The organism is Thermosporothrix sp. COM3, assembly GCF_059696735.1.
Genome location: NZ_AP019376.1, coordinates 6,284,948 through 6,308,730 on the forward strand (window position 1 = coordinate 6,284,948; position 23,783 = coordinate 6,308,730).

Consider the following 23,783-nt stretch of genomic DNA (forward strand, 5'->3'; position numbering starts at 1 on the left):
CCGCCGTCTTCCTGTGGAAGCTCCGATATGCGCTTGTCTGTTTCGGCAGCGCATGGCATAATGAAGAAGTATTCTTCTAAAGTGCATGCATTCTTCTTATAAAAAAGTATCTGAAAAAGGCGGTAATATGTATGAGCATACAAAAGTTTCTCGGGAATGGTCTTCTCCTGTTAGGTAGTCTTGTATCAATCATCGTCTTTGTTCTTCCTACTGGAAGTATCATTGCAAATCTACAGATGCTTACCTCCTTCGCGGAGCTGATCCAACGAAGCTCGCAGGTCGGATTGCCGCAGAGTCCAACCGCAATGACGGTTGTGCTGGTCTCTTCGCTCGAAGTCGGAATTGCTGTCATTTTATTTGTGCTTGCGGTTGTGCAGTTGTTGCGCCAGAGGAGCAAGAAAACGGGACGCTCTGTCATTCTGCCATTTATCGGTATTGGACTGTGTGTGGTTGCTTTTGCTGCTCTCTATAAAGACGTGGATAATGCGCACCAGGCACTTCCTGTGCATGGCGCTCCTATTTTTGGCCTGTGGGGGTATGGTCTGGGCATCGCGCTCGCGTTGAGCGGGAGCATTGTTGAGGCTGTGCAATCGTTTCGAGCGTATGGCAGTGATGATACGCCGCTCTCATCCTCACGCAAAGGATAGAAACTGAGGTGGGCCAGAAGCGGTCCACCTCTCTTGTTTGTCTGACACTACGTTCGCATCTGAAATCGGCTCTGTTGCGGGTCGCCCGTAGTCTTATTTTGGTGCTCAGCAATCAGACCATCATTAATCTGAAGGACACGATCCGCGCTGTTATAGATAATGGGATCATGCGTGGCGATCAGCATGCCAATTTTTTCCGTGTGAGAGATATCGCGCAAGAGCTGTGCAATATCGCGTCCGGTCAGCGAGTCCAGATTCCCCGTTGGTTCGTCGGCGACGATAAAGCGTGGCTTATGCACCAGGGCGCGGGCAAGGGCGACACGTTGTTGTTCTCCCCCGGAGAGTTCAAGCCCGCGATGGTTCCAGCGTTTGCCAAGCCCGACATGTTCCAGCGCTTCGCGGGCAAGGCGGATGCGCTCTTTGCCCGGGGTCCGTGCAAGACGCAATGGCAGCTCGACGTTTTCCAGCGCGGTCAATGCCGGGAACAGATGAGCGTTTTGAAACATAATGCCGATGCTCTCTCGGCGCAAGCGAGCGCGTTCGTTCTCGTTCAACTCTTTGAGATGGTGTCCGAGCACAAACACGTCGCCGGTCGTCGGGTTATCGATGCCGATGAGAATATTAATCAGCGTGGTTTTGCCCGAGCCGGAGCGGCCTCGTAGTGCCACAAATTCCCCGGCTTGAATAATCAGATCGATGCCTCGCAGGGCATGTACAATGCCGCCCCCCGAAGGATAATCCCGGGTGATGGCATGGGCTTCAACAAGAGCCCTGGCGGTTTCTGCGGTCATGGGTTCACTCCTCGTTTTCTCTGCTTGTAGCTACTCCATGCTTGCTATTGCCGTTCGTCTCTGGCAGCAGCGGCCAGAGCTCTACATGGTCTTCAGTAATACGCACCTCAGCCCGTCCATTGAAGGGGAGCCGTTCAAGCGCTTCTTTTGGCAGTTGCAGGCGTCCGGCCCGGTCAATCAAGATCGACTCGCGATGCGTTTTTGCTGAAAGGCCGATAATGGCGCTTGCCTCCTGCATATGCTCATGCAGCTCCTCAAGCTCACTCTCGCGTCGCACCGTTTCGGTACTGGTACGACCATCGCGAATGGCTATGGTGCGGTCAACGTTGGCGGCCAGTGCCGCATCATGGGTTACGGTGATGATGGTCAGACCTAATTGCTCGTTCAGGGAGCGCAGCAGTTTATAGATCTCGCTGGCTGTCACCGAGTCGAGCTCACCTGTTGGTTCATCAGCGAAAAGCACACGGGGAGCATTTGCCAGAGCGACAGCAATCGCACAGCGCTGCTGCTCGCCGCCTGAAAGCTGGACCGGCTTCTTCTGGTATTTATCGCCGAGGCCAACCATATCGAGCAGTTCATGCGCGCGGCGCAGCCGTTGAGAGCGCCCAACGCCACTGAGCATCTGAGGGAGCTCGACGTTTGCTTCGGCGGTTAATTCGGGAAGCAGGTTCCGCCCGCTCTGCTGCCAGACCTGACCGACAATATGACGCCGATAGTGAATGCGCTGGGTCGGGGTCAGGCGCGTTAGATCGTTTCCATCAACCACGCAGCGGCCCGCACTGGGCACATCCAGACCACTGAGTATATTCAGCAGGGTGCTCTTCCCTGAGCCAGATGCACCGACAATAGAGAGCATTTCTCCGGGCAGGACTTCCAGATCAAGCCCTTGCAAGGCCACTACCTCCAGATCAGCCACTTTATAGATTTTGACCAGATTCTCACAGAGCACAATAGGTTCAGTCATATAAACTCCTTTTTTCTCAGTCTTCATTGATACGGAGCGTGGCATGCAACGAAGGCTTCGAGACGAGACGTGTCATCACGAGTAGTGCCACAAGGCAGAGCAGTGCCAGAACGATAAGCACCAGCGGAAGCGTATTCGGGAACACGATCTGTGGTGGCAAAAGATGCTGTATCGCGAAGAGCTCATTTTCTGAGAAGTGCCCTATCATTGTGGTTGGCATCGTGCTTGCAGTCAGGACCGGAGCCACTGTAAAGGCAAGCAGGACACCAAAGGCAAGCCCGAGCAGCACCGAAGCGGTATAGATAATCGCCTGTTCCCAGGTCAGCACGCTGGCTATCTGTTTGGGTGAGGTTCCCAGGGCCCGCATTACGGCGAAGTTGACCAGGCGTTTGCGTGCGCTCAGCCAGGTAGTGAGCAGGCTCCCAAGCAACGCCAGCAGGAGCGTGGTAAAAGCCCCGGCTATCAGCACTCCGAACAGGTTCAGGGTAAGCGGGTCGGTGTTTATCGCGTGAAGCAGATCGTCTCGGCTCTTCATATTCAGCAGGTTATGGCTCGATGCTGCCAGCGCTTGCTGAAATTGCTGTTGTGCCTCTGGCAGATCGTTTGTCTTGAACCAGACATAGTTGACTGGCAGCGGGGGAACCGCAAGCGTTGATGGATCGATTGGCGCTTGTCCTTTCTGCTTTCGCTCCTCGTTCTTTTGCTGCAACGCTTCCTGCTTCTGGTGCATGGTTGTGTCAGCATAGACGCGGGAAAGATTCTCATAGGAAAGCAGAATTGCGCCCGTTGAGCGCTGAATACCATTGTTGATGTTTGCGAGGGCGTCAATAGCGGGGGGGATATGCTCGACGATAGCGGCAACCTTCAGTGTCAGGTTGAGATCATCGACAAGCGCAGTGAAGGTTGAGCCCGGTGAGAGGTTAAGCGAGTCCGCCATGACGCGATCAATGAGAGCCGGGATAGGACTGCTGGCCGGTTGCTCAATGATATGTAATAGCTCAGGAAGCGGTTGGCGTGATGCCTGCGGCGGCCAGAACGCGACTCGGGCAAACGTTTTCGGATCGACAGCCTTCAGCAGGAAGGAGACATTATTATTGAAGCCTGCGGTTGCTCCATTCGATTGGTAGCCAACCGAGGCCGCAGCAATGCCGGGAAGCGCACTATATTCGCGGGTTTTCGCCTCAAGCGTGTGTTTCATCTGCTCTATATCCTGAGCGACTGGCTTGATCTCTCCGCTGATATCTGCCTCAGCCTGATAGCTGGCCAAATCATATATATGCTGAATGTTGGTAGCGGAAAAAACGAGGGTGAAAATTGCAAAGGCCGTCGCCAGAGAGAGTAACAGGGTCATGCGAAGTGGCTGACCGGGGGCACGTGAGAGCTGCGCCAACGCCAGCATCGGGGCTGCGCTTCGTCCTTGTCGTGCCAGAGAAGCGCCAAGCCGGAGCAGAAATGGGAACACGCGCAGGAAGATCAGAACGCAGGCGATCAGCAGAAAGATCGGCGCAATCAGCGAGAGTGGGCCCGCAAGTAGCGTCTCAACCTGGATGTTCAGCAGGTTGCGTGTTCCGCTCACATAGAGAGAGATGCCGTAGCCAAAGAGCGAGATTATAGCTGCGATGATATCCAGATTGAAGCGAAGCCAGAACGGTTTCTGTGTCGCCCGGGCCGTCTCATGGCGTACACTCAACACATCCATACGGCTCGCCTGCCGCAGCGTGAGCATCATTGAAAGCAGTGCCAGTGCTGCACCGATAAGCGCGTACGGGCTGGCTTCAAGTAGTGCCTCAAAGGGGCGCGTGGTAATGACGCTCAGGGAGCTCTGATACTGTGCAGGCAACAGGGTTTGTGTCAGGATAATGGTTAAGGACAACGAGAGGGGAAGGCCGAGCAGCAGCGCGGGCACATAGAGAACGATACCCTGGGTTGCCAGTGAGCCAAAGATTTGTTGGGCGCTGGCTCCCCGGCTGCGAAGAACGGCGATTGCTTCTGTTTGTTGCTCAACCAATAGTTGCCCTATCATGCTGATAAAAATCAGAATGAGGGCCACAATTTGCAGTGACAAAAGAAGGACTGGGGTGCGGGCAATTGCGATCTGGGTCTGAAACTGATCAAGGATGGTATCTGCTTCTCCGGTCGGGATCAGGCTTCCCGTCAGTTGCAGCTTGCTCACATAGGGTGGTGGTGGCAGCTTCTGACTGTCTATAAAGGTGGGAAAGGCTTCACGCAGCGTGCGCTGTACTGTCTGAGCCCGATTATTGAAATCAGGAATGGTGGCAGGTGTAAAGGCGTCGGGATTGAGATAATAGGTGTGATGATATTCGATCTCGGAGGTTTGCAGCATGGTGCGCTGCCCGGCTTCTCGCGCAAGCTGTTCAAACGTGTTTAGCAGCCCATATTCACCTGCAACAGCCGTATAGTAGGTCCAGTCGCTCGCAGGCGTGGGTTGCAGGGCCACACTGTGCCAGAAACGATCCTCCTTGTGAGCAGGCTCGAAGATGCCCACAAGCCGCATCGTCAGCGGTCGCGTGGTTGACGTGCGACTCTGTGCACTGGTCAGCATAGAAAGCTGTAGCTCAATGGTATCTCCAATCTTGAGATGCAACTGTTTGGCGCTCTCCTGAGTAACCATCACTTCAATGTGCTCGCTGGTATCGTCAGGGAGCCGGCCCCCGATCATCGTCACATGCGTTGTCAGTTGTTTGGCAGGTGAGCTAAAAATATTCATTTGATCCCCTTGTTTGCGGGGTGTGGGCCGTTCGATGGTCAGTAGTGGGACCAGAAAGCTATGCTCTTCCTCTTTAGAAAGATAGGGGCCGAGTGGCTTTTGCAGTAATTCGTGAAAACGCTGTTGTAGCGCGGCGAAATTACTGGTAGAGAGGCCATGAAGCCGGGAATCAAAGGTTAGCTCTCTATTCTGTGATGTGGTTGCCAGGGTGCTGCGCAGTCCTGCGGTTGCTGTGACAGCAGAGAACAGGGGCACCATACTCATCAGAATCGTTGAGCCCAGTATACCGAGCCCGGCTACCAGCAATAGAAAGAGGCTCTGCTTCCAGCGCCAGCGAACCAGCGTCAGAATAGAGGGCATAGTATCTTTGATGACAGGCTGTTTCTTCATCTTTGCCATACGATGTCCCTTCAGTCTTGATTTAAGCGCAGCACCTGGCTCATAGAGGGTTTGGCCACGGTGCGAAGCATCAGCCAGAGCGCAACGGCAAACGTGAGTACAAGCAGGCCAAGCGCGATCAGTAAGAGCGGTGACAGCACCGGCGTTCCCGGTATGATTTGCTGTAATGCGTAGAAATCACCGGGTGATAGCGAGCTCAATATACCAACGCGCGGGAAGCTCATATGAATCAGGTTGGGTACAATAGTGAAGGTCAGCAGGCTGCCACAGAGGAGCCCGATACAGATAGCCAGGATGTAAATAAAGCCCTGTTCCCAGCCGATGATACTGGCAAGCTGGCGCGGAGCAGTTCCCAGAGCACGCAGCACTGCAAAATTGGTCAGACGAGGGCGAATGCCAAGCACCGAGGCAATGAGATCACCAACGGTGGCTAACAGCAGAGCGGTTATTGCGCCCAGGGTTAGAATGCCAAGCATATTCAGGTTAAGAGGATCAACGTCCAGGCTCTGCTTAATCGCGCGCCGATCAAAGCTATCGTGAGAGTACTTTTCCAGCTCACTCCGCAGCGTCTTCAGCACGCTTTCGTCATCCGTCGTGCGGAACCAGAGCTGATTGATGTTGAGTGGTCTGTTCAGATTGGAGTCGCTTGAAAGCTTCTGATAGTAGTTGAGGTAAGTTTGATAGTCGAGCAGGATGCCGCCAGGAGGTGGCGGGCTATCGCTCAACTGACCGGCTGTGCTATCGGTGATCGTCGGGATATGCGCAACCTTGCCGAGCACCAGGCATTTGAGCGTGCCGTAAGGTTATTGATCTGTGCCTCAAAGGTCGCTCCCTCCTTTAAGTGCAGTTGCTGCCAGAGCAGTTCATCAACGTAGACGGGCACGACATCCTGCTGTTTGGCCTGTTCTCGTAGCGAGACGAGACGGTTCATCATCTGTTCAAGTTGTGCATGATCGGGCCAGTAGGCTGTTTGTGCAAAGGTTGTAGCATCGACTGCCCGGAGTTGCAGGAGCGAGAGCGGAATATCACCTGTGGTCCCGTTGATTGAGCCATCAGAGTTAAAGCCTGTCGAGACCGAACGCACGCCTGGCAACTGTCGTAAGCGCTGAAGGAGCTGTGCCGCGGATTCCGGGCTGTAGGTAAAAGGTAGATTCACGCGGATATCAGCGCCGGCAATATAGCTGGCTGTCTCCGCCGCGTGGCGTTCCTGCGTAGCGCTAAAGACAAGCGTAAAGATGGCAAAGGAGGTCGCCAGCGAGAGCAACAGGATCATCCGGATACTTTGTCCGGGATTACGAGCCATCTGGGCTAGAGCCAGTACAGGAGAGAAGCTGTTCCAGCGGCTGGCGATGCCTGCCAGAAGCGCAACCAGTTTAGGATAGAAACGCAGAAAAAGAAATACCCCTGCCAGAATCAGGAGAATGGGTGCGAGGAGTGTCAGTGGCGTGAGTAACAGCGTTTGTGCCCTGGCATCGAGTTGGGCACTGGTGCTACCTGCGTAGATGGCGATGCCGTAGCCAAGCAGGGCGATGAGTGCGGCAACAATATCAAGATGCAGACGCATAAAGAGCGACTGGCGGCGTGGCCGCGAGGCTTCATGTCGTACTGCCAGTACGTCCATAGAGGCGCTGCGGCGGAGCGAGAAAAACAGAGTTACAAGGCAGATGAGCAGAATGATAAGGGCATAGGGAAGCGCCTGGACGAATGTCTGAAACGGCGCGGCCGTCAGCACATCCAGCGCGTTCTTGTCGGTCTCGGGTAATGCCTGTTGTGCCAGAAAAAAGGCGGCCAGGAGGGCCAGAGGCAGGCCAAGCAGCAGCGCGACCAGGCAGAGGAAAATCCCCTGAAGAAAGAGCGAGCCGAAAATCTGATCCCCACTGGCTCCCCGGCTGCGCAAGACGGCAATTGCTTCCGTCTGGCGGTCGATCAGCAGGCTAACGCTCAGGCTTACAAAGAAGAGCACAAGCGCGATAATCTGTATGGCAATAATGTTTACCGGCAAGGTGGTGACAGAAATGCGTTCTCGGTATTGATCCAGAATGCCCGTTGTCTCATTCGAGCGCAGCAACTCGCTGTAAATAAAGAGCGATCCGCCGTATTTGATCGTTGGCCGATTCAGGATGCGCATAGTGGTATTGTTGAGCGTCATATTGCCGTATTTGTTGCTGAGATAGCTCTGATAGGCTTTGAAGCGCTCTGCCAGTGTATCCAATTGATCGGCGTTGACTTTGCGTGGGTCGATACTCAACCGCCAGATAGTGGCCGGGAAGCTATAGGCGCTGTCGGCAATTTGATAGATGCCCGGTTCACCTCCTGCTTTGCCCTGTGTCCCCTTCTCGTTTGCCTGATCGTAGATCTGACGCAGAAGCATGTTATCAGTCAGGAAAAAGGCCCCGCTTTGTCCGTTGCCCAGATCAATAACGGTAAAATCGTTTCCATCCCAGAAGGGGCGGTCCTGATCTGGAACCGAAAAGATGCCGACAATATGAGCCGTCACTTGCAGCTCTCCGAGCTGTGCCTTCTGCTTTTCAGTGATGCCTGGTTGTAGGGCATAGGGGAGCGTGAGATTCAGGGTTTGATTGAGATGTAGATGAAAAATATCGGCGGTGTCAGGGGTGATAATGATTTCAAGCTCTTTGCTGTGAGGATTGGGCATGCGCCCCTGACGAAGCTGAATATGTGATGGGGCAATGGTCGCGAAGTCCCCGGAGGTAACCGTTACTTGAGCTGGCTTTGGTTTGAGTTTCGTGGTAAGTTGCAGGCCATAGGTATAGTGAATGGTCTCGATGCTCGAGGAGAGGAATTGGTCAAGCTGATTCTGTTGCAGCCCACCCCGAATATCATCGCGCAGCACCTCATCTACATAGGAGGAGGTAAAGGCCCAGGACGAGAACGTGTATTGTAGTTGCCCGGCGGGCTGTCCTCCGGTATAGAGGCTGCTGGTCAGGAGGTTACGCAGGCCAGCAGTAATCGTGGTTCGAGTAAAGAGTGGCACGGCGCAGGCAACCATCACCGCAGCAATCAAGCCAAGTGTTGTCACCAGAAGCAGAAATCTGGTGTGGCGAAAACGCCAGATGGCTAATGTCACGATTGAGAGCGGCTGTATACGCTGTGGACCGGCTTTCTTTCCGCCCATAAGAGTTGCAGACATAGAAAAATCCCTTCAATCAGCTGAAGAAAATAGAAGATCTACTGTTTCGCTACCCGGCATTGAAGATGAAACAGGATGTTTTTGCTCGACTCTCTTGATATTACGGTGTTAGTTCCCTCAAAAATCACGTGTAAACGGTTATAGACGCACAGAGGGTAATACATATGCTGCCGGCGCTTCCGTCGGGCTTCCTTCAAAGCTTGCCAGATACGTGGTAAAAAATGTCTAGATTTTGATTTTATTTGCCAATAGTATTGACAAAATTTGTGAGGTGATGTTATTATTACCATATAGTTCATCAAATTTTTGCAGAACGATAAGTAATATTATAGAGAAGGATGGAGGCGAGATGCTCAACTATCATGCACATAGCGCTGTATGGCAGCAGCGTCTACAGAGGCTAGAGATGGAAACAGAGTGCCAGATGCTGCTTAGTGGTAATCGGCGTAGCATCACCGAAGCGGGGGCTCACGCCATCGCCTGTGTAGGACGAGGATTTATTGTCCTGGGCACGTGGATGGTGCGCTGTGAAAAGCGGCCTGCGGAGAAGCATGTGCATGTTCTCTCATGTGATCTGCCATGAGCTTTCTTGCCTGTTTGGTGAAGGAGTAAATAGATGCACCCACTGATTACACGTGATCCGGTCAGCGGTCAGGAACTTGTTGTGACCCGGCTGGAATGCCCGGAAAGTGGCATTGTGATCGAAGGTCAGTTTAGCCTGGGCTGGATTGGAAGATTGACCCGTGAGCAACTGGATTTTGTTGAGATGATGGTCAAGTATCGCGGAAATATTCAGCGTCTTGCAATGGAACTGAATATTGCCTACAACACAGCTCGGAGCCGCCTGGATGAGATCGTTGCCGCGCTTGGTGGAACGCCTGAGAATGAGGGCGCGGGCCGAGTTGATCGAAAAGCGATTCTGGACCGTCTGGCCGCAAAAGAGATTACCGTTGAGGAGGCTATGCGGCTATTGAAGGGATAAAGGTTCATGTCTGCGGTTAAAGAAGAGCGTGACCGGATCTTGCAGCTTGTAGAGAACGGACAGTTAAACGCTGTAGAGGCGGCCGCTTTACTGGATGTCTTTGAAGAGGAAGAGCGAATACGGGCGCGAGAGTTAGAGCGCCTGAGGCCCAGGCGGGAGCGGGTTGTCCGATTCCGAGTGACGCAGCAGGACGCCGTACGAAAGCCGCATCGCAATATTGTTGCGGTCATGCCCGTAAAGGTGGTCCTGACTGGCCTGCGCCTGGGTTTACAGCTTGTGCCTCAGATGGATGCCCATGCGGCTGAGGATCTGCTGCGTGGCCTGGAAGAGGGAGCAAGTGGCCGCTTGCTGGATCTTCAGGATCTGGAAAAAGGCGAACGCTTTGAAGTTTTTGTAGAGTAGCCTGGGCGCTATAAAGAGACAAGCTTGAAGAAGAAACCGTATCAGCCGGTTGCACAGTGCAAGCCGGTATGGGATGTTCTGTCCTTGAAGCGGTTGCTGGTAGAGGGGAAAGGTTGTGGCGAGCATCATACTAAAGGAGTTTTGACGATGGAACAGACTTTTCCTGCCGAGGCCATACGACGAGTGGTAATCAGCGATGTGAGCGATAATCTCTCCGTTGAGGGATGGAGTCAACAGGCAATCAAGGTTGCCTGCGGAGAGACTATTTCGCAGCTTGTACCAGAAGGGGAGACATTGCTGATTAGCGGGTGCGATGATTCCCTGAAATTATGGGTTCCCTATGAGGTGAGCATTGTTGCGCACCGCATTCAGGGCGATGTGGAAATGAATAATGTGTTGCATGTGGAAGTCGCTGCTGTAGATGGCGATATTGCTGTGAAAGACCTGAATGGAGACCTGCGGGTGGATCACTGTGCCAGTGATATCACCCTGACCAACATTAAAGGAAATGTCTCTCTTGATTCTGTTGGTGGTGACCTGGTTGCTAAGCGGATGGACATCTTGCAGATCCCGGGCCCAATTGGAGGCGATGCGGTCTTGAGTGATGTCAGATCTTTGCGTGTGGGGCCGGTTGGTGGTGACCTGGCTTTGAGGGATGTGCAGGAATGTATCGCAGCGAATGTTGGTGGTGATCTGGTGAGTGATGGAAATATCGCAACGCTCCAGGCGGGGTCAATTGATGGGGACTGCACACTCAAGCATGCTGGAAACGCTCAGATACAACTGAGTGTCGTAAATGGCGATTTCACGATTGACGGTGGTTCCGAGGTCAAGATCAATTATATCGCCGGTGACGCTACTTTCTCAGGGGGAGCACAATGTGTCATTGCCCTGTTCAATGTGGACGGCGATTTCACGGTTGTTGGCGCGTCCTCCGTTCAGGTCGGCAATGTGAGTAGCGATTGTACACTGCGTGACATCCAGGGTGATGTGACCCTGGGAGCGATCGGATCTGATGTGACAATTATGGGTGTTGTTGGCGATGTACAGCTTGCTGGTGTTGGTGGAGATGCGACGCTGGAGGGAATCGGTGGACGCGTACAGATCGCGAGCGTGGGCGGCGATCTTTCCCTGAAGGCTGCTTTCGCGACCGATGAAGAAACACATGTCGTCGTTGGGGGAGATGCGATGATTCAGTTGCCGGAAAGTCCCAACCTGACCATTTCTGCCAGTGTCGGAGGAGAGATTAGCGGACGCTCTATCCCGGCGAGTCGAAGAGGGAGCGTGGTCAATCTGGTTTATGGTGAGGGGCTTGCGAAACTGACGCTTCAGGTTGGCGGCGATCTACAGATCCGGAGCAATGAGGGCCCGCGCAACAGCAGCACCAGTAGCAGCGCCTGGGGATGGGAGAGCTTTGAGCAAGATATGGCGCAGTTCAGTATGGAGATGGGGCGCCTGGGGGAAGAACTCGGACGCACTATTGAGAATGCGTTGCGTGGTACTGCTCCTGTTGGTCAGGATATCTCTCATAAAGTGGAAGAGCAGCTCCGCCGAGCTCACCTGTTCACACAAAAGCAGGAGCAGAAGGCCGCAAAGCTTGCGCGCCAGGCCAGTAAACAGGCGGGGAAGGTACATGTGCGCATTAATGATCGTGAATGGCGGATGGATGACGATCGCATTCAGCGGATGATCGATCAGGCGAGTAGGGCCGCGGCCGAAGGCGTGTATGGAGCGCTTGATGCTGTAGAACAGGCATTGCGCAATCTTCATATTCCACTTCCTCCTAAATACGGGAGGCCGTCAACGCCACCAACGCCACCAACGCCGCCGTCGCCAGCCGAACAGGAACGGATGCAGCCGCCTGTGCCTCCGGTGCCGCCAGCCGAACAGGAACGGATGCAGCCGCCCGTGCCACCCGTGCCACCTTCGCTCGCTGAACAGACACCGGGCGAGAAGAAAGAGGCTGCGAATATTGAGCAGGAGCGCGAAGCGATTCTACGCATGATTGCTGAGGGACGGATCACACCGGAGGAAGGCGATATGCTATTAGAGGCACTGGCAGACAAAGAACACGACAAATAATACTGATCGTCTGGTCGGGAAAAGAAGGTCATCTATGGGTGGCCTTCTTTCTTTTTGGTTCTTCTCTCCCGAGGGCAAAAATCGTTTCATCTATTTGTGCTTATGGCCCGTACTGTAACATGAATACTGAACCATCCGTGTTAAAAGATGTGTGCTATGGGCTAGTTTCTTGAAAGAAAGGTTGATGGTTGTATGCAGACTCGTGAGTTTGGCAAAACTGGCATGCAAATTACTCCTATCGGTCTTGGGGCCTGGGCAATGGGCGGTGGCGGCTGGGCTTTTGGATGGGGACCGCAGGATGACGAAAAGTCGATAAAGACGATTCACCGTGCTCTGGATCTGGGTATTAACTGGATCGACACGGCGGCTGTATATGGGATAGGCCACTCCGAAGAAGTCGTCGGGAAGGCGCTGAAACAACGAAACCATGAGGAGAAGCCGTATATCTTCACCAAATGCGGACGCTTGCAGGATCAGCAGGGGAAGATCTATGGGAGCCTGAAAGCTGACTCTATTCGGAAGGAGCTTGAGGGTAGTCTGCGGCGACTTGGTGTTGATGCGGTTGACCTCTATCAGATTCACTGGCCTGACCCCGAAGATGAGATCGAGGAGGGATGGGAAACACTGGTACGGCTGAAAGAAGAGGGAAAAGTAAAGCATATTGGTGTTTCAAACTTCTCGGTTGAGCAGTTGAAGCGGATCAGCAAAATCGCGCCTGTAGAGACCTTGCAGCCCCCTTACTCGCTTGTGCACCCCGATGCTGAGAAGGAGATTCTACCCTACTGCGAGCAGCAGCATATGGGAGTGATTGTCTACTCTCCAATGGCTTCCGGCCTGCTTTCTGGCTCGATTACAAAAGAGCGCCTGGAGCAAATGCCTGCTGACGATTGGCGCAAGCGTGATCCCGAGTTTCAGGGACAGCGCCTTGAGCGCAATCTTGCATTGCAGCGTTTGCTGAGTGATCTGGCATTCCCGCATAACGTGCCTCCCGGCGTCGTCGCGATTGCCTGGACGCTTCGTAATCCGGCCGTGACCGGGGCAATTGTCGGTGCGCGTGAACCAGCGCAGATTGAAAACCTGTTACCCGCTGCTGAGCTTCGCCTGACAGATCTTGAGCTTGAGCAGATTGATAAATTCCTCACAGAGAACCCGTAGTGTTCTATCGTCGTCTACTGGCTGCCGTTCAGGCTCTCTGAGCGGCAGCTTTTCGCTGTTTTTGGAGAGAAAAAAGTACCTGAAAAAGGGAGAACTTGTCTGCATCGGCTTTCCTCGTTTACACTGAAGAGGAATTACCGCTTTTCCTCCAGGTTAAAAGAAAAGAGGAGCAGAGCAGCCACTATTGCGGGCTGAAAAATCATAATAGAGGATGTAGAGTACATGCAGATAGATATTCCTGAGAGCTGGCGGCAGCTTCTGGCCGATGAGTTTGAGAAACCCTATTTCAAAAAGCTAGAGCAGTTTGTTGATGAAGAGCGACAGAAACATACCGTTTTCCCTCCTGAAGAGGATGTCTTTAACGCATTACGCCTGACCCCATATGAGAAAGTCAATGTGTTGCTGCTTGGTCAGGACCCCTATCATGACAACAACCAGGCGCATGGTCTCTGTTTCTCGGTGCGCCCAGGCATTAAGCCGCCTCCCTCACTGATGAACATGTACAAAGAGCTGCATGCAGATGTTGGCTTCCGTATCCCGAAATGTGGATACCTGGCTCCCTGGGCCGAGCAGGGCATTTTGATGCTCAATGCAGTGCTGACAGTGCGAGCCCATTCCCCCAACTCACACAAGAATCATGGTTGGGAGAAGTTCACCGATGAGATTATTCGCAAGGTAAACGAAAAGCCCGAGCCGGTCATTTTCGTGCTCTGGGGAAGTTACGCCCAGAAGAAGCTTGCTCTGATTGATACCTCAAGACACCATATCATTCAATCGGCGCATCCCTCTCCGCTGTCGGCGCGGCAGGGCTTCTTTGGCAGCCGTCCCTTCTCGAAGATCAACGAGTACCTGCGTGCGGACGGCAAACCGGAAATTAACTGGCAGATTCCTGACTGTTAACGGGACTTCTGGCTTGCTCTGCACGTCTTCCTGTGTGGGCATGGATATTTCACATATTTGGAGTATCCATGCTCCATAAGAGTCTATGGATATTCATCGAATAGAGAGCATTGATTCAAAGTCTGTGAATCAAGTACATAACTTGGTGTAGTCTTACTGAATTCATTGGATTTTGTTGCTTTTGGTGGGTAGAACAAACCTACAATAATGAAGGGATTGAGAGCTATTTTATGGTATTGTAGCGTTGTGCCAAGGAAGAAATAAAGATCTTTTTGATTACAAAATTCGTCTAAGAATTTTCTCTTTACTTTCTGATTTGCCTCATGCTCGCTGCCTGTTTTTCTGAACATTTTCCAGTAAAGTGCACCTAGCTCCCAGTCTTCGATCATAAGCTTTCTTGGCTTCTTATCACCCTTACTGAGAAATTGATAATAGTATTTGTATGGTAATTTGGACAGCACCTTTCTTTCTTTCCCTGCTCCTTTTTCATCCAGGTCAAACAAGTTGTATTGCCTGAGCTGATTTAACCATTGTTCTTTCCATTCACGTTCCTGCTGCTCCTCAATAACAAAATCTAGAATTTCTTTAGGTTTGAGCGTAGCTAGAGATTTTGATTCTTCTCCTTTGGCAAGACGGATGATCTCGTCCATAGATGTAAAAACTTCTTTTAGCGCATATTTCTTTCGAGATTCCCAGGAATCATTTGTTCCTATTTTCCCTTCTATTTTGATGGCTTCCAAACCACTCTTTGGGCGATAGCTTTCGGGACGAAAATCCTTTCGAGCATTTCGTACTAAATCAAGCGTTATCCAATGGTATTTGTTATATTGTTGAGCATATGGCATATCTCGAAATGGAATCGGATATATCCTGATCCATTTCCCATCTGAGAGAAACCCTGCTGTACATACTAACTCATTGTACTTATTAGATGGAAGAGGATAGGTCTTTACAGATATAAGGACACGGGCATTAGGTATTTCATAAGGTAGATACAAGGTTCCCTCCTTTGATGAGATGGAAACAAGTACATTATGAAATATAGTATACCCCATTTTTTATCTGTTTCACTATACGAGAGGGAATATTAGATTTATCTACCAAGGGTTTAGTTTGAATATCCTTATTAGTTATATGGACAACAGGGACGAAAAAGTTAGGATCTTGGCTTAGATATTCCGTTACTTTATGCCGATGACAACAATGTGGGTCGGCTTCAAAACAAGTAAGCGCAACTTGGGAATATTCGCTTATTATTTGCTTAAGGCGTTCCAGGGATTTCTTTTGTTTGGGGAGAATATGCTGTGAATAATAGTCAAAAAGCTGCGAATATGCCTGATAGTCTGATAAGTCTTTTCTTAATGATGACTCTATTCCTAAATCGGGAAGGTGAATGTATTGAATGCCAAAGGCTTTTGTCTCATTAATAAGCTGTTGTTTTGAAAAACCAAATTTTCTTGAAATGGGATTTTTTCTGATATCCACTAGAGCGGCGATATGATGCGCTAATAGGGTATTAATATAAGCATCTATGGAGATCCCTTCGTATCCTATAGTAAATAAGTGTGGTGTTTGGAGAGCTGGCAGGTTGGTAATTTGAACATTATTGCGTTCGGGAACCTGGGTTTGTAATACGTGCAGGAGAGAAGCATATAATGCATCTTCTGAGGATCGTTTATATTTCGCTACCAGTTTTTGAAGTAATATTCTATCTTCTGCTTTGATTTGATCCCTGTATGAATGATCTTGATTAAGATGAAAGTCAGGCTCCACTGCGAGAAATTCCAGGTTTGTTAATCTATGCTTGTCTTGTAAAAGGGTGAAACTAAGATAGCTGTGTTGGTACGGAAAAAAATCGTAGTAATTTTTCCCTTTATTCAAACAAAATAGGCAGAGAAGTAGATTACAAGCCTTAATTGATAGAGCTCCTCCCCAAGTTTCTAACAGAGCAAGCAATAGTTTTCTTCTGTAGAACATACGGCAACCTCCACAATTGTATAGAAGAGAAAAAGAATCTAGAAGTTATTGTTCTGTTCACAGAACGTTTGGCTGTTCCAGGTAGCCACATAATCTAGAAAAGAATTACTCATCGGCTAGTGCAATTAGTCTTGTCTGACTAACAAGTGAAAATGAACATCCTCGATATTCTAGTATCTGGCTATTTGACAATCATTTGCTTTTTGTAATACGTGTAAATAGTAAGCAGGAGGGTGTGATACCGGTTGATGAAATGGGTCCTCTGAACTCTTCTGAGTCCCCTATTGCTCGCTTTCTGTCGGCTTCCGTAGGGAAGTGACCGCGTCACACTCTCCTGCCTTGCTTGCCTGCGCTTGCGGGACATCGGATAGAGTAGGATGTTAACGAATGACAGATGATGTCTCTTTGAAAACAGAATGGTCCCGGTTCAAGCCGCCATTTATACTGGCGCTGGATGTAGGAACGTCATCCACTCGTGCGCTGCTGGTGGATGCACGAGGCGTGGTACTTCCTGAGAGTGAGTCACAATACACCTACCAGATGAAGACGTCCAACGAAGGAGAAGTCTCTGTTGACGCCGATACGCTAACTGAACTTGTCGTGCGCACGATTGATGAGGTACTGCATCATTGTGGTCCCGGCGCTCAGCAGATTGGCGCGGTAGCGATCGATACTTTCTGGCACTCCTTGCTTGGTGTCGATGAAACAAACCGGCCAACAACTCCTGTTATCGCCTGGAATGATACCCGTGCGGTTGCCTCGGTCGGACTGCTTCGTCAGCAATTTCATGAGCAGACGATTCGTGCCCGGACGGGGGTTGGTTTTCATGCTAGCTACTGGCCTGCCAAACTCCTCTGGATGGCGATTAAACAGCCGGATGTATTTCAGCAGACGAAGTATTGGCTCTCCTATGGCGATTATCTGTTATATAGGCTGCTTGGTCGCTCAATGACAACCCTCTCAATGGCTTCCGGCACCGGTCTGCTGCTGACCAGAGAGGGATGTTGGGATGAGGAACTCCTGCGCTTTGTGCGGGTTCGACCGGAGCAGTTGCCATCATTAAGCGAGTCTCAGAAGTATATACAAGGTTTGCGCCCGGAGTATGCTCAGCGCTGGCCCGTGCTCAAAGATGTGCCCTGGTTTTTGCCTGTAGGTGATGGCGCCGCTGCAAATGTGGGTTCTGGCGCGTCCGGCGTTGGCTACTGGGCGCTGACCATCGGCACATCAAGTGCCATGCGGGCGGTGGTTGACCCCACGAAAGTCACGCCGCCACATGGGCTCTGGCTGTATCTGATCGATAAGAAGCGTGGGCTGCTTGGTGGTGCGTTGAGTGAGGGCGGCAATCTGTTGCGCTGGTTTAGTGAAACGCTCCAATTGCCCGATCTAAAACAGGCTGATCAACAGGCGGCTCAACTGGAACCCGATTCGCATGGTCTGACTATTTTGCCGTTTCTGGCAGGCGAACGCAGCATTGGCTGGCATTCGGAAGCGCGGATGACGATTTCGGGGCTCTCATTGCATACAACTCCAGCAATGATTATGCGGGCTGGGGCCGAGGCGCTGGCCTATCGTCTCTGGATTGTCTATAGATATTTATTGCTGGCCTTGCAGGTTGATAAGCCAGACATGCCGAGGCTGCTTGGTAGTGGTGGGGCGCTGCTTGGCTCAAAGACGCTACAGCAAGTTATCGCGGATACTCTGGGCACAAATCTCTATCTTTCCAGCGATGAGGAGGCTTCAGCGCGTGGAGCTGCTTTGCTGGCGCTGGAGGCAATGGGAGAGATCGAGGATGTGGCGAAGGTACAGCCTCACCTTCGAGATCCGATACATCCCGATCTCGCTCGCGGGAAGATCTATCGTAGCGCCGCTTTGCGTCAGGAGGCGCTCTATCATTTGCTCTTTGGAGGCGGCGAAAGCGTGCCCCCGGCATCGATATTGTAGCCAAGCAGCGTGTGCAGGCGTTTGAGCACAGTCGAGGCCTCTTTCAGCGTGAAGGCGCTCATAATAAAGCGATCGGGGCGTACCAGCAGGAAGAGGTCACGTTTCCCTCTGTACAGGCGCTCGATGGTTCCCATGCTGTCCTGTACACAACGCAATGTGGAGGGAAGCCGAAGGCCGGGTAATGGCTGACTGGCCGGGAGAACACAGATGCATACACAGTTGAAGAAGTACCATTCTTCCAGCGCCTGAAATGCTGTCGTGGGATCTTCGTATAGTCTAATAAGCGTGAAATGGTTGCCTGCAATCTCGTCGAAGCAACAGACTTGCCCCTGCTCCGTTTGAACGGTTGCCTGGGGCAAAATGCGCCCGATAAAACGCCTCTCAGATGCTGGCAGGAACAGCCCTTTCTGATAGCATGGCTGTGGTTTAATCCGTATCTCACGTATTGCATGGCGGATCGGAGAGAACATGATCCCACGTATCAACAGGTCGCGTATGCGTGCCAGGGGCTGTGGCACGCTCATTATGAGCGTGCCAGGCAGGGAAGAGAAACGAATCATCTGTGAGATGTGCGGTTGGCGTTCCTGCTCATAGGAGGAGAGCAGTGTTGGAGCAGCTCCCCGTTGGAGCACAAAGCAGAGCTTCCAGCAGAGATTATGGACATCGCGCAGGCCACTATTCAGGCCCTGGCCTCCGAAAGGGGGCATCAGATGGGCGGCATCACCGAGCAAGAAGACACGATTACAGCGCATTCGCTGTGCATAGAGCGCGTAAAAGGTGTAGATGGTGTGGCGCTCAATATGTGCTGGATGCGGGCGAGCAGAGGGCTGAAGCGATTGCCGTGCCTGCCGAATTAGTGTTTGCACTTCTTCCCGTGTTGGAAGCGCATGCTCATGTGGGAAGAGCATGAATTCCCAGCGTCTGCGCCTGCCGGGTGCGGGCACTGTGACGGCTGGGCGAGCAGGGTTACAGAAAAAGAAGATGGTGCTGTCCTCATTGTCATCAATACAGTCAACCACAAGCCAGCGCTGTGGACTCCCAAACAGGAGCAGTGATGGTCTCCGTAGCGGGATATTGAGCATATGGCGTGTATCGCTTCGTCCACCATCACAGGCAAGCACATAATTACAGCGAACCTGAAAGCGCTCCCCCTGCTCTGTTAGCCCGCTGACAGTTACCGCATCTTTCTGTTGTTGAATGGCTGTTACCCGATGATGAAAGTGGATAGAGACCGTGGCAAAGCGTTTCAGGCCGTCGAAGAGCAGGGTTTCCAGAGCTGGCTGATGAAAAGTGACGATTGGAGGAAAGCCATTCGGTTGCTCTTTCGGCGCGACCCGAGCCAGAGTCCGGCATCCAGAGAGATAGCGTACCTGAATATCCTGCTTCATTGGAAGTTTAGAAACGAGTCCAATTGCCTGAAGCACGCGCTGCCCTTCATCATCAAGCGTAATGGCACGGGGATGGTCACAGAGGCCCGGAGCACGCTCGAAAACCCTGGTTCTGATTCCCGCCTGCCCGAGCAGGTTGGCTGCTGTCAGTCCGGTTGGGCCTGCGCCGATCACAACAATCTGTGTCTCCTGCATCAAGTGTACTCTCCTGATTGCTCATCACATCGCTTAAGAAGCAGCGCGATATTGCTTCCACCTGTTCCCCGTGCACCCAATAGCACGGCTGTCCCTCGATCCAGTGGGCGCGCTCGCTCCCGAACCATATTCAAGGGGTAGCCAGGCTCTTCACAGTGAACGGTTGGCGGGATCTGTCGATGCCGAAGCGCCAGACAGGCTGTAATAGCATCAATCGCTCCGGCGGCGGCATAGCTATGCCCAATCATGGTACGAGGCACGCTGACCGGGATTGAGGCGGCATCTGCACCGAAGGTCAATGTGAGTGCCTCAACCTCTCCTTGATCTAAGGCTGGTAGGGCACGACCATCCAGACTGATATATGCAAGCTCATCGCTTTGAAGCCTATCGGCAGCCTGTTGGAGTGCCCGGGCATACTGCCGACCATCGGGTGAAGGTATGGTCAGCCCGTCGGCGCTATTGGTCTGGCCGATTCCGATGATTTCGCCATAGATGGGAGCCCCTCGCCGACATGCATGCTCATACTCCTCAAGTATGCAGATGCCTGCACCCTCAGCCAGAATTAACCCCGCGGCCCGGCGATCAAACGGGCGATAGGCCCGGGGATCGTTGCCGGAAACACAGATCTGGCGTTGTGCAAAGATCCGCAAGAGTAGCGGATGGAGAAAGGCTTCGCAGCCGCCTGCAAGGATAACATCGGCGACCTCTCTTTTGATCGCTTGCGTTGCCATGCACAGCGCATGCAGCCCTCCGGCAGTATCGTTGATGGGCGTCTTGCAATATCCCTGAATGGCATAATGAATAGCGGCCTGACCTACATTAGCGACATTCAGCCAGGCAATGGCAGTATACGCGCTGACAAAATGCGGGCCTTTCGTGTAGAGCGCCTGAAGTTGCCTCAGTACAAACCCAATTCCTCCCATCGTGTTTGCGATGACAACTCCGATGCGGTGAGGGTTCTCCTTACTCAATTGAAGCCGGGAGTCAGTAAGTGCCTCATGTAGTGCCGTCAGGACAAGGTGCGTCATGCGGTCGCTCCGGTGAATCAGCTTGCGGTCGAGAGTCTGTTCCTGGTAGAATGGCTCAACAGTACCTGCAACGCCACCCGGAAAGGCCTCGTGTTCCGCTGGCAGCGGTCTGATCCCGGTAATACCATTGCTGATGGCATGCCAGTAGGCCGTGCTTCCCGTTCCATTTGGTGCGATAACTCCCAGGCCGGTGATGACCACTCGCTTATTTTGCTTGCTCATCATGTTCCCCTGTCTGTGCGAAAACAAGAACGCTGTTCACCCCGCCAAAGCCACTGGAATGACTGAGCGCTATACGGACCGGGTGTGAACGGGCAACATTGGGTACATAGTCCAGATCGCAGAGAGGGTCAGGGTATTCCTGATTCAGTGTTGGAGGAATAAGCTGCTGATCCAGCACCAGAGCGGTGACAACTGCCTCGATGGCGCTGGCAGCTCCCTGCGTGTGGCCGATCATGGATTTTGTGGCGCTGATCGGGATAGCGTAGGCTCGTTTCCCAAAAACCGCTTTATATGCTGCGGTTTCGGCCCGCTCGTTGGGCTGAGTGGAGCTTCCATGTGAGTTGATATAATCCACGTCGGCGGGCGAAAGAGCGCATTCTGTTAAAGCCTGCTTAAGAAGCTGCTGAAGTGGCTCTCCATGCTCCGGTAAAGAGGTCATGTGATAGGCGTTGCTATTAGAGGCAAAGCCAAGAACTTCGGCGTAGATATGCGCACCACGCGCAAGCGCAAGCTCACGCTCTTCCAATAGCAGCATGGCAGCACCTTCGGCCATAATAAAGCCGTCTCGTTTCTGATCGTATGGGCGGGATGCTTCTTTCGGCCTATCGTTATAGCTGGTGCTGAGTGCTCCTATCACACTGAAGGCGTTCAAACCAATAGGGCAGATTGCGGCATCGGTCCCTCCAGCAAGCATACGATCAGCCTGTCCTTCCTGAATGAGCCAGAACGCTTCACCGATAGCATCAGCGCCGGCTGAACAGCCCGTTGCGATGGTGGCGCAGGGGCCATAGAAGCGATGATGGGCGGCAATACTGACGGCGGCGGCATCGGGCATCAGTGTGGCGGGTGTAATGCAGATCTGAAGCGCGTCATTTACCTCTTCGTTATCGTAGCGTCCATAGTTTGTAAAATGCGTCCAGAGTCGTTCCCCCTCTTCAACGAAGGACATTGCTGTGCCCACATAGACGCCGGTGCGCTCGCGTTCTTCGGTACAGAAGTTGGTATCCAGTGTGGCATCATGGAGTGCTTGATTCGCCGCTGCCAGCGCGAATTGTGTTGGACGCGTCAGCGTTTGCACTTCATCTGGTGTCAGGCCGTGTTGCATGGGTGAGAAGTCGTGAACCTCGCCCGCGATCTTGACCGGGAGGGCGCTGGCATCAAAGCGGGTAATTCGTCGAATACCCGAATGTCCCTGTATACATGCCTGCCAGAAGGCTTCTCGGGTATTGCCATTGGGGGCAATGACCCCGAGGCCAGTAATCACTACGCGGCGTGTGGTCTCGCTCATACAGCTTTCCCTTCTCCTATGTGGTCAACTTGCTCAAGAAAGTGGTGGAGCAACGGCGTTACAACTTCGGCCTGCGAATACAGAAAAAAGCGCTCGCGGCCCGGCACCACATGGTAGGCGCGGCAATCTGGAAGCTGTTGTGCCATCCAGGCCGTTTTTGCTTCCGGGGCCAGCGCATCATCTGCCCGATTAATCAGCAGAACGGGTGTGGAAAGCGCTGCGAGCTGTTCCCGAATATCAAAGGTATGGATAACCGGTAGAATCGAATATTTATAGACAAGCGGCCACAATTGAATCTTGTGGAACTGCTCTTCAATCAGGCGACGGGGAAGTGCCGGGGCGGTGGTGTTCTCTTTCGCGCATGACGTAATGTAGTTGATCACAGTACGTTGAAGCAAAGAGGTGGGAACGATCCCCTCGATCGGAAGGCGCAGCAGCAGCTCATGTAACAGCCAGATAAGCGGATGTGGAGAGATCTGGTAGTCAGCTCCTTGCGAAATGATGATGAGCGAGCGGCATCGTTGCGGATAGCGTAGGGCAAAGGTCAACAAGACCATCGCTGCATCTCCATGTCCTGCCAGATCAGCCCGGTCAATATACAGGCTATCAAGCACCTCACGCAGTTCTTCCGCTCGCTCTTGCAGGGAGATCGCAGGAGGTTGACGTGTTTCTCTACGACGATAGAGCACCACGCGGCGAGTCTGGCTGAGGCTGCGTACCTGCCGGGCATAAACAAATTCAAGGTGTTCCAGAATGGGCACAAAGACCAGTGGCATGCCCTGGCCGATATCAATAAGCGGGAGATCCAGTTTTTTCAGTGAATGGCGCTTCCAGAGCGTTTCTATATACTGTACATCAGCATGAAAAGTATCATTTGTAATCCATACCTGTCTTTGCAATCGTTCCTCCGAAAAAGAGAGCGCTTTTTATAGTAGAGATTACCCGCATATACATGCACAATCATGAACATTGCTTAGCATATACTATGATACATGATGAAATAAACATACATATGTATAGGGATGTGCCATCTGTAGAAGGGCATGGAATCAGAGAATTGTGAAAGAGGAGCATATTCAATCGGCTGCTGTTGCCGCGTGGGTACGAGCGTTCAACGCGCATGAGGTTGAACGGCTGGTGTCGCTCTATCGGGAAGACGCAACGCTAGCTGATTCGGGGATGCCAGCGCCCCGACGCGGACACGAGGAGATTCGACAATGGTTTCTGTGGCGTTTTCGGAGTACGCCCACGATTACCTATCAGCCCGTTGATGTTTTTGAAGAGGGAAGCTCACAGGTGCGAGTCCGCTGGCTCGCAGAAGGGAACGGACCGCGTTTCTGCGGGGCACGGCCTTTCCGTGTAGAGGGCGAGAGTTGCTTTCAGCTTCAGGAAGGCTTCATTGCGCGTCAGGAGGGAGTCTATAATCACGTCTCTGTGCTGCACCAAATAATACCACCGCTGAGGATAGTCCCCACAGCGGTGGCCGGTGCTCTTTATTTACTGTACATTCGTTTACATAGGATCTCTTGAAGGTTGCACTGCT

At 52.3% G+C, this 23,783-nt stretch carries 20 protein-coding genes; 9 read left to right on the forward strand and 11 right to left on the reverse strand.

Features of this window, described 5'->3' with window-relative positions; genetic code table 11:
* Nucleotides 1-131 precede the first annotated feature (131 nt).
* Complete coding sequence (locus KTH_RS27010; RefSeq protein WP_111324273.1) at nt 132-647, forward strand: hypothetical protein; 516 nt, start codon at nt 132-134, stop codon at nt 645-647.
* Between the two features lie 47 nt (nt 648-694).
* Here KTH_RS27010 and KTH_RS27015 read toward each other — a convergent pair whose 3' ends face one another.
* Genes KTH_RS27015 through KTH_RS27035 form a run of 5 tightly spaced genes read right to left on the reverse strand, consistent with a single transcriptional unit; the run spans nt 695 to nt 8,680 of the window.
* Complete coding sequence (locus tag KTH_RS27015; RefSeq protein ID WP_111324272.1) at nt 695-1,438, reverse strand: ABC transporter ATP-binding protein; 744 nt, start codon at nt 1,436-1,438, stop codon at nt 695-697.
* A 4-nt stretch (nt 1,439-1,442) separates the two neighbouring features.
* Complete coding sequence (locus tag KTH_RS27020; RefSeq protein WP_111324271.1) at nt 1,443-2,402, reverse strand: ABC transporter ATP-binding protein; 960 nt, start codon at nt 2,400-2,402, stop codon at nt 1,443-1,445.
* 16 nt (nt 2,403-2,418) lie between these two features.
* Nucleotides 2,419-5,529: an FtsX-like permease family protein gene (locus KTH_RS27025; RefSeq protein ID WP_111324270.1), complete on the reverse strand. Its 3,111-nt coding sequence runs from the start codon at nt 5,527-5,529 to the stop codon at nt 2,419-2,421.
* 11 nt (nt 5,530-5,540) lie between these two features.
* Nucleotides 5,541-6,308: an FtsX-like permease family protein gene (locus tag KTH_RS27030; RefSeq protein WP_137686187.1), complete on the reverse strand. Its 768-nt coding sequence runs from the start codon at nt 6,306-6,308 to the stop codon at nt 5,541-5,543.
* On the reverse strand, nt 6,251-8,680 hold the full coding sequence (locus tag KTH_RS27035) for an FtsX-like permease family protein (protein ID WP_497622012.1): 2,430 nt from the start codon (nt 8,678-8,680) through the stop codon (nt 6,251-6,253). Before KTH_RS27035 ends, KTH_RS27030 begins: the two co-directional genes overlap by 58 nt.
* A 349-nt stretch (nt 8,681-9,029) precedes the next feature.
* Between KTH_RS27035 and KTH_RS27040 the strand changes: the two genes are divergently transcribed.
* The 6 genes from KTH_RS27040 (at nt 9,030) to ung (ending at nt 14,201) form a co-directional block, all read left to right on the forward strand.
* On the forward strand, nt 9,030-9,263 hold the full coding sequence (locus KTH_RS27040; protein ID WP_497622014.1) for a hypothetical protein: 234 nt from the start codon (nt 9,030-9,032) through the stop codon (nt 9,261-9,263).
* A 33-nt stretch (nt 9,264-9,296) separates the two neighbouring features.
* Nucleotides 9,297-9,662 carry a DUF2089 domain-containing protein gene (locus KTH_RS27045; protein WP_497622016.1) on the forward strand — a complete coding sequence of 122 codons (366 nt, stop codon included), beginning with the start codon at nt 9,297-9,299 and terminating at the stop codon, nt 9,660-9,662.
* Nucleotides 9,663-9,668: 6 nt separating this feature from the next.
* Nucleotides 9,669-10,064, forward strand: a complete 396-nt coding sequence (locus tag KTH_RS27050; protein WP_497622018.1) for an SHOCT-like domain-containing protein — start codon at nt 9,669-9,671, stop codon at nt 10,062-10,064.
* Nucleotides 10,065-10,211: 147 nt separating this feature from the next.
* On the forward strand, nt 10,212-12,146 hold the full coding sequence (locus KTH_RS27055) for an SHOCT-like domain-containing protein (protein WP_497622020.1): 1,935 nt from the start codon (nt 10,212-10,214) through the stop codon (nt 12,144-12,146).
* 192 nt (nt 12,147-12,338) lie between these two features.
* Nucleotides 12,339-13,301, forward strand: coding sequence for an aldo/keto reductase (locus KTH_RS27060; protein WP_111324263.1), 963 nt, complete (start codon nt 12,339-12,341; stop codon nt 13,299-13,301).
* Between the two features lie 222 nt (nt 13,302-13,523).
* Nucleotides 13,524-14,201 (forward strand): uracil-DNA glycosylase, encoded by a 678-nt coding sequence (gene ung / locus KTH_RS27065; protein WP_111324262.1) that lies wholly within the window; start codon nt 13,524-13,526, stop codon nt 14,199-14,201.
* Nucleotides 14,202-14,284: 83 nt separating this feature from the next.
* Here ung and KTH_RS27070 read toward each other — a convergent pair whose 3' ends face one another.
* Nucleotides 14,285-15,199 (reverse strand): DUF8757 domain-containing protein, encoded by a 915-nt coding sequence (locus tag KTH_RS27070; protein ID WP_211326258.1) that lies wholly within the window; start codon nt 15,197-15,199, stop codon nt 14,285-14,287.
* A 34-nt stretch (nt 15,200-15,233) separates the two neighbouring features.
* Nucleotides 15,234-16,178: a DUF488 domain-containing protein gene (locus tag KTH_RS27075; RefSeq protein ID WP_111324261.1), complete on the reverse strand. Its 945-nt coding sequence runs from the start codon at nt 16,176-16,178 to the stop codon at nt 15,234-15,236.
* A gap of 387 nt (nt 16,179-16,565) precedes the next feature.
* Here KTH_RS27075 and KTH_RS27080 point away from each other — a divergent pair, with 387 nt between their 5' ends.
* Nucleotides 16,566-18,119: a gluconokinase gene (locus tag KTH_RS27080; protein ID WP_111324260.1), complete on the forward strand. Its 1,554-nt coding sequence runs from the start codon at nt 16,566-16,568 to the stop codon at nt 18,117-18,119.
* Here KTH_RS27080 and KTH_RS27085 read toward each other — a convergent pair.
* From KTH_RS27085 to KTH_RS27100, 4 genes are read right to left on the reverse strand one after another with little or no spacing between them, the layout of a single operon-like run.
* Nucleotides 18,068-19,702 (reverse strand): FAD-dependent monooxygenase, encoded by a 1,635-nt coding sequence (locus KTH_RS27085; RefSeq protein ID WP_111324259.1) that lies wholly within the window; start codon nt 19,700-19,702, stop codon nt 18,068-18,070. The genes KTH_RS27080 and KTH_RS27085 overlap by 52 nt on opposite strands.
* Nucleotides 19,702-20,955 carry a beta-ketoacyl-[acyl-carrier-protein] synthase family protein gene (locus KTH_RS27090; protein ID WP_111324258.1) on the reverse strand — a complete coding sequence of 418 codons (1,254 nt, stop codon included), beginning with the start codon at nt 20,953-20,955 and terminating at the stop codon, nt 19,702-19,704. The genes KTH_RS27085 and KTH_RS27090 overlap by 1 nt, the downstream gene beginning before the upstream one ends.
* The gene (locus tag KTH_RS27095) at nt 20,936-22,240 is read right to left on the reverse strand and encodes a beta-ketoacyl-[acyl-carrier-protein] synthase family protein (protein ID WP_111324257.1); all 1,305 of its coding nucleotides are present in this window, start codon (nt 22,238-22,240) and stop codon (nt 20,936-20,938) included. The genes KTH_RS27090 and KTH_RS27095 overlap by 20 nt, the downstream gene beginning before the upstream one ends.
* A complete protein-coding gene (locus KTH_RS27100; protein WP_111324256.1) occupies nt 22,237-23,139 on the reverse strand; it encodes an alpha/beta fold hydrolase in 903 nt (300 codons plus the stop codon). Before KTH_RS27100 ends, KTH_RS27095 begins: the two co-directional genes overlap by 4 nt.
* A 160-nt stretch (nt 23,140-23,299) precedes the next feature.
* On the opposite strand from KTH_RS27100, the gene KTH_RS27105 reads away from it, so the two are divergent.
* Nucleotides 23,300-23,770: a nuclear transport factor 2 family protein gene (locus tag KTH_RS27105; protein ID WP_170142754.1), complete on the forward strand. Its 471-nt coding sequence runs from the start codon at nt 23,300-23,302 to the stop codon at nt 23,768-23,770.
* Nucleotides 23,771-23,783: the final 13 nt, after the last annotated feature.

Bases quoted from the DNA above. Each gene is read 5' to 3' on its own strand.
- KTH_RS27010 (WP_111324273.1), top strand. From the start codon at position 132: ATGAGCATACAAAAGTTTCTCGGGAATGGTCTTCTCCTGTTAGGTAGT.
- KTH_RS27015 (WP_111324272.1), bottom strand. From the start codon at position 1,438: ATGACCGCAGAAACCGCCAGGGCTCTTGTTGAAGCCCATGCCATCACC.
- KTH_RS27020 (WP_111324271.1), bottom strand. From the start codon at position 2,402: ATGACTGAACCTATTGTGCTCTGTGAGAATCTGGTCAAAATCTATAAA.
- KTH_RS27025 (WP_111324270.1), bottom strand. From the start codon at position 5,529: ATGGCAAAGATGAAGAAACAGCCTGTCATCAAAGATACTATGCCCTCT.
- KTH_RS27035 (WP_497622012.1), bottom strand. From the start codon at position 8,680: ATGTCTGCAACTCTTATGGGCGGAAAGAAAGCCGGTCCACAGCGTATA.
- KTH_RS27040 (WP_497622014.1), top strand. From the start codon at position 9,030: ATGCTCAACTATCATGCACATAGCGCTGTATGGCAGCAGCGTCTACAG.
- KTH_RS27045 (WP_497622016.1), top strand. From the start codon at position 9,297: ATGCACCCACTGATTACACGTGATCCGGTCAGCGGTCAGGAACTTGTT.
- KTH_RS27050 (WP_497622018.1), top strand. From the start codon at position 9,669: ATGTCTGCGGTTAAAGAAGAGCGTGACCGGATCTTGCAGCTTGTAGAG.
- KTH_RS27055 (WP_497622020.1), top strand. From the start codon at position 10,212: ATGGAACAGACTTTTCCTGCCGAGGCCATACGACGAGTGGTAATCAGC.
- KTH_RS27060 (WP_111324263.1), top strand. From the start codon at position 12,339: ATGCAGACTCGTGAGTTTGGCAAAACTGGCATGCAAATTACTCCTATC.
- ung (WP_111324262.1), top strand. From the start codon at position 13,524: ATGCAGATAGATATTCCTGAGAGCTGGCGGCAGCTTCTGGCCGATGAG.
- KTH_RS27075 (WP_111324261.1), bottom strand. From the start codon at position 16,178: ATGTTCTACAGAAGAAAACTATTGCTTGCTCTGTTAGAAACTTGGGGA.
- KTH_RS27080 (WP_111324260.1), top strand. From the start codon at position 16,566: ATGACAGATGATGTCTCTTTGAAAACAGAATGGTCCCGGTTCAAGCCG.
- KTH_RS27085 (WP_111324259.1), bottom strand. From the start codon at position 19,702: ATGCAGGAGACACAGATTGTTGTGATCGGCGCAGGCCCAACCGGACTG.
- KTH_RS27090 (WP_111324258.1), bottom strand. From the start codon at position 20,955: ATGATGAGCAAGCAAAATAAGCGAGTGGTCATCACCGGCCTGGGAGTT.
- KTH_RS27095 (WP_111324257.1), bottom strand. From the start codon at position 22,240: ATGAGCGAGACCACACGCCGCGTAGTGATTACTGGCCTCGGGGTCATT.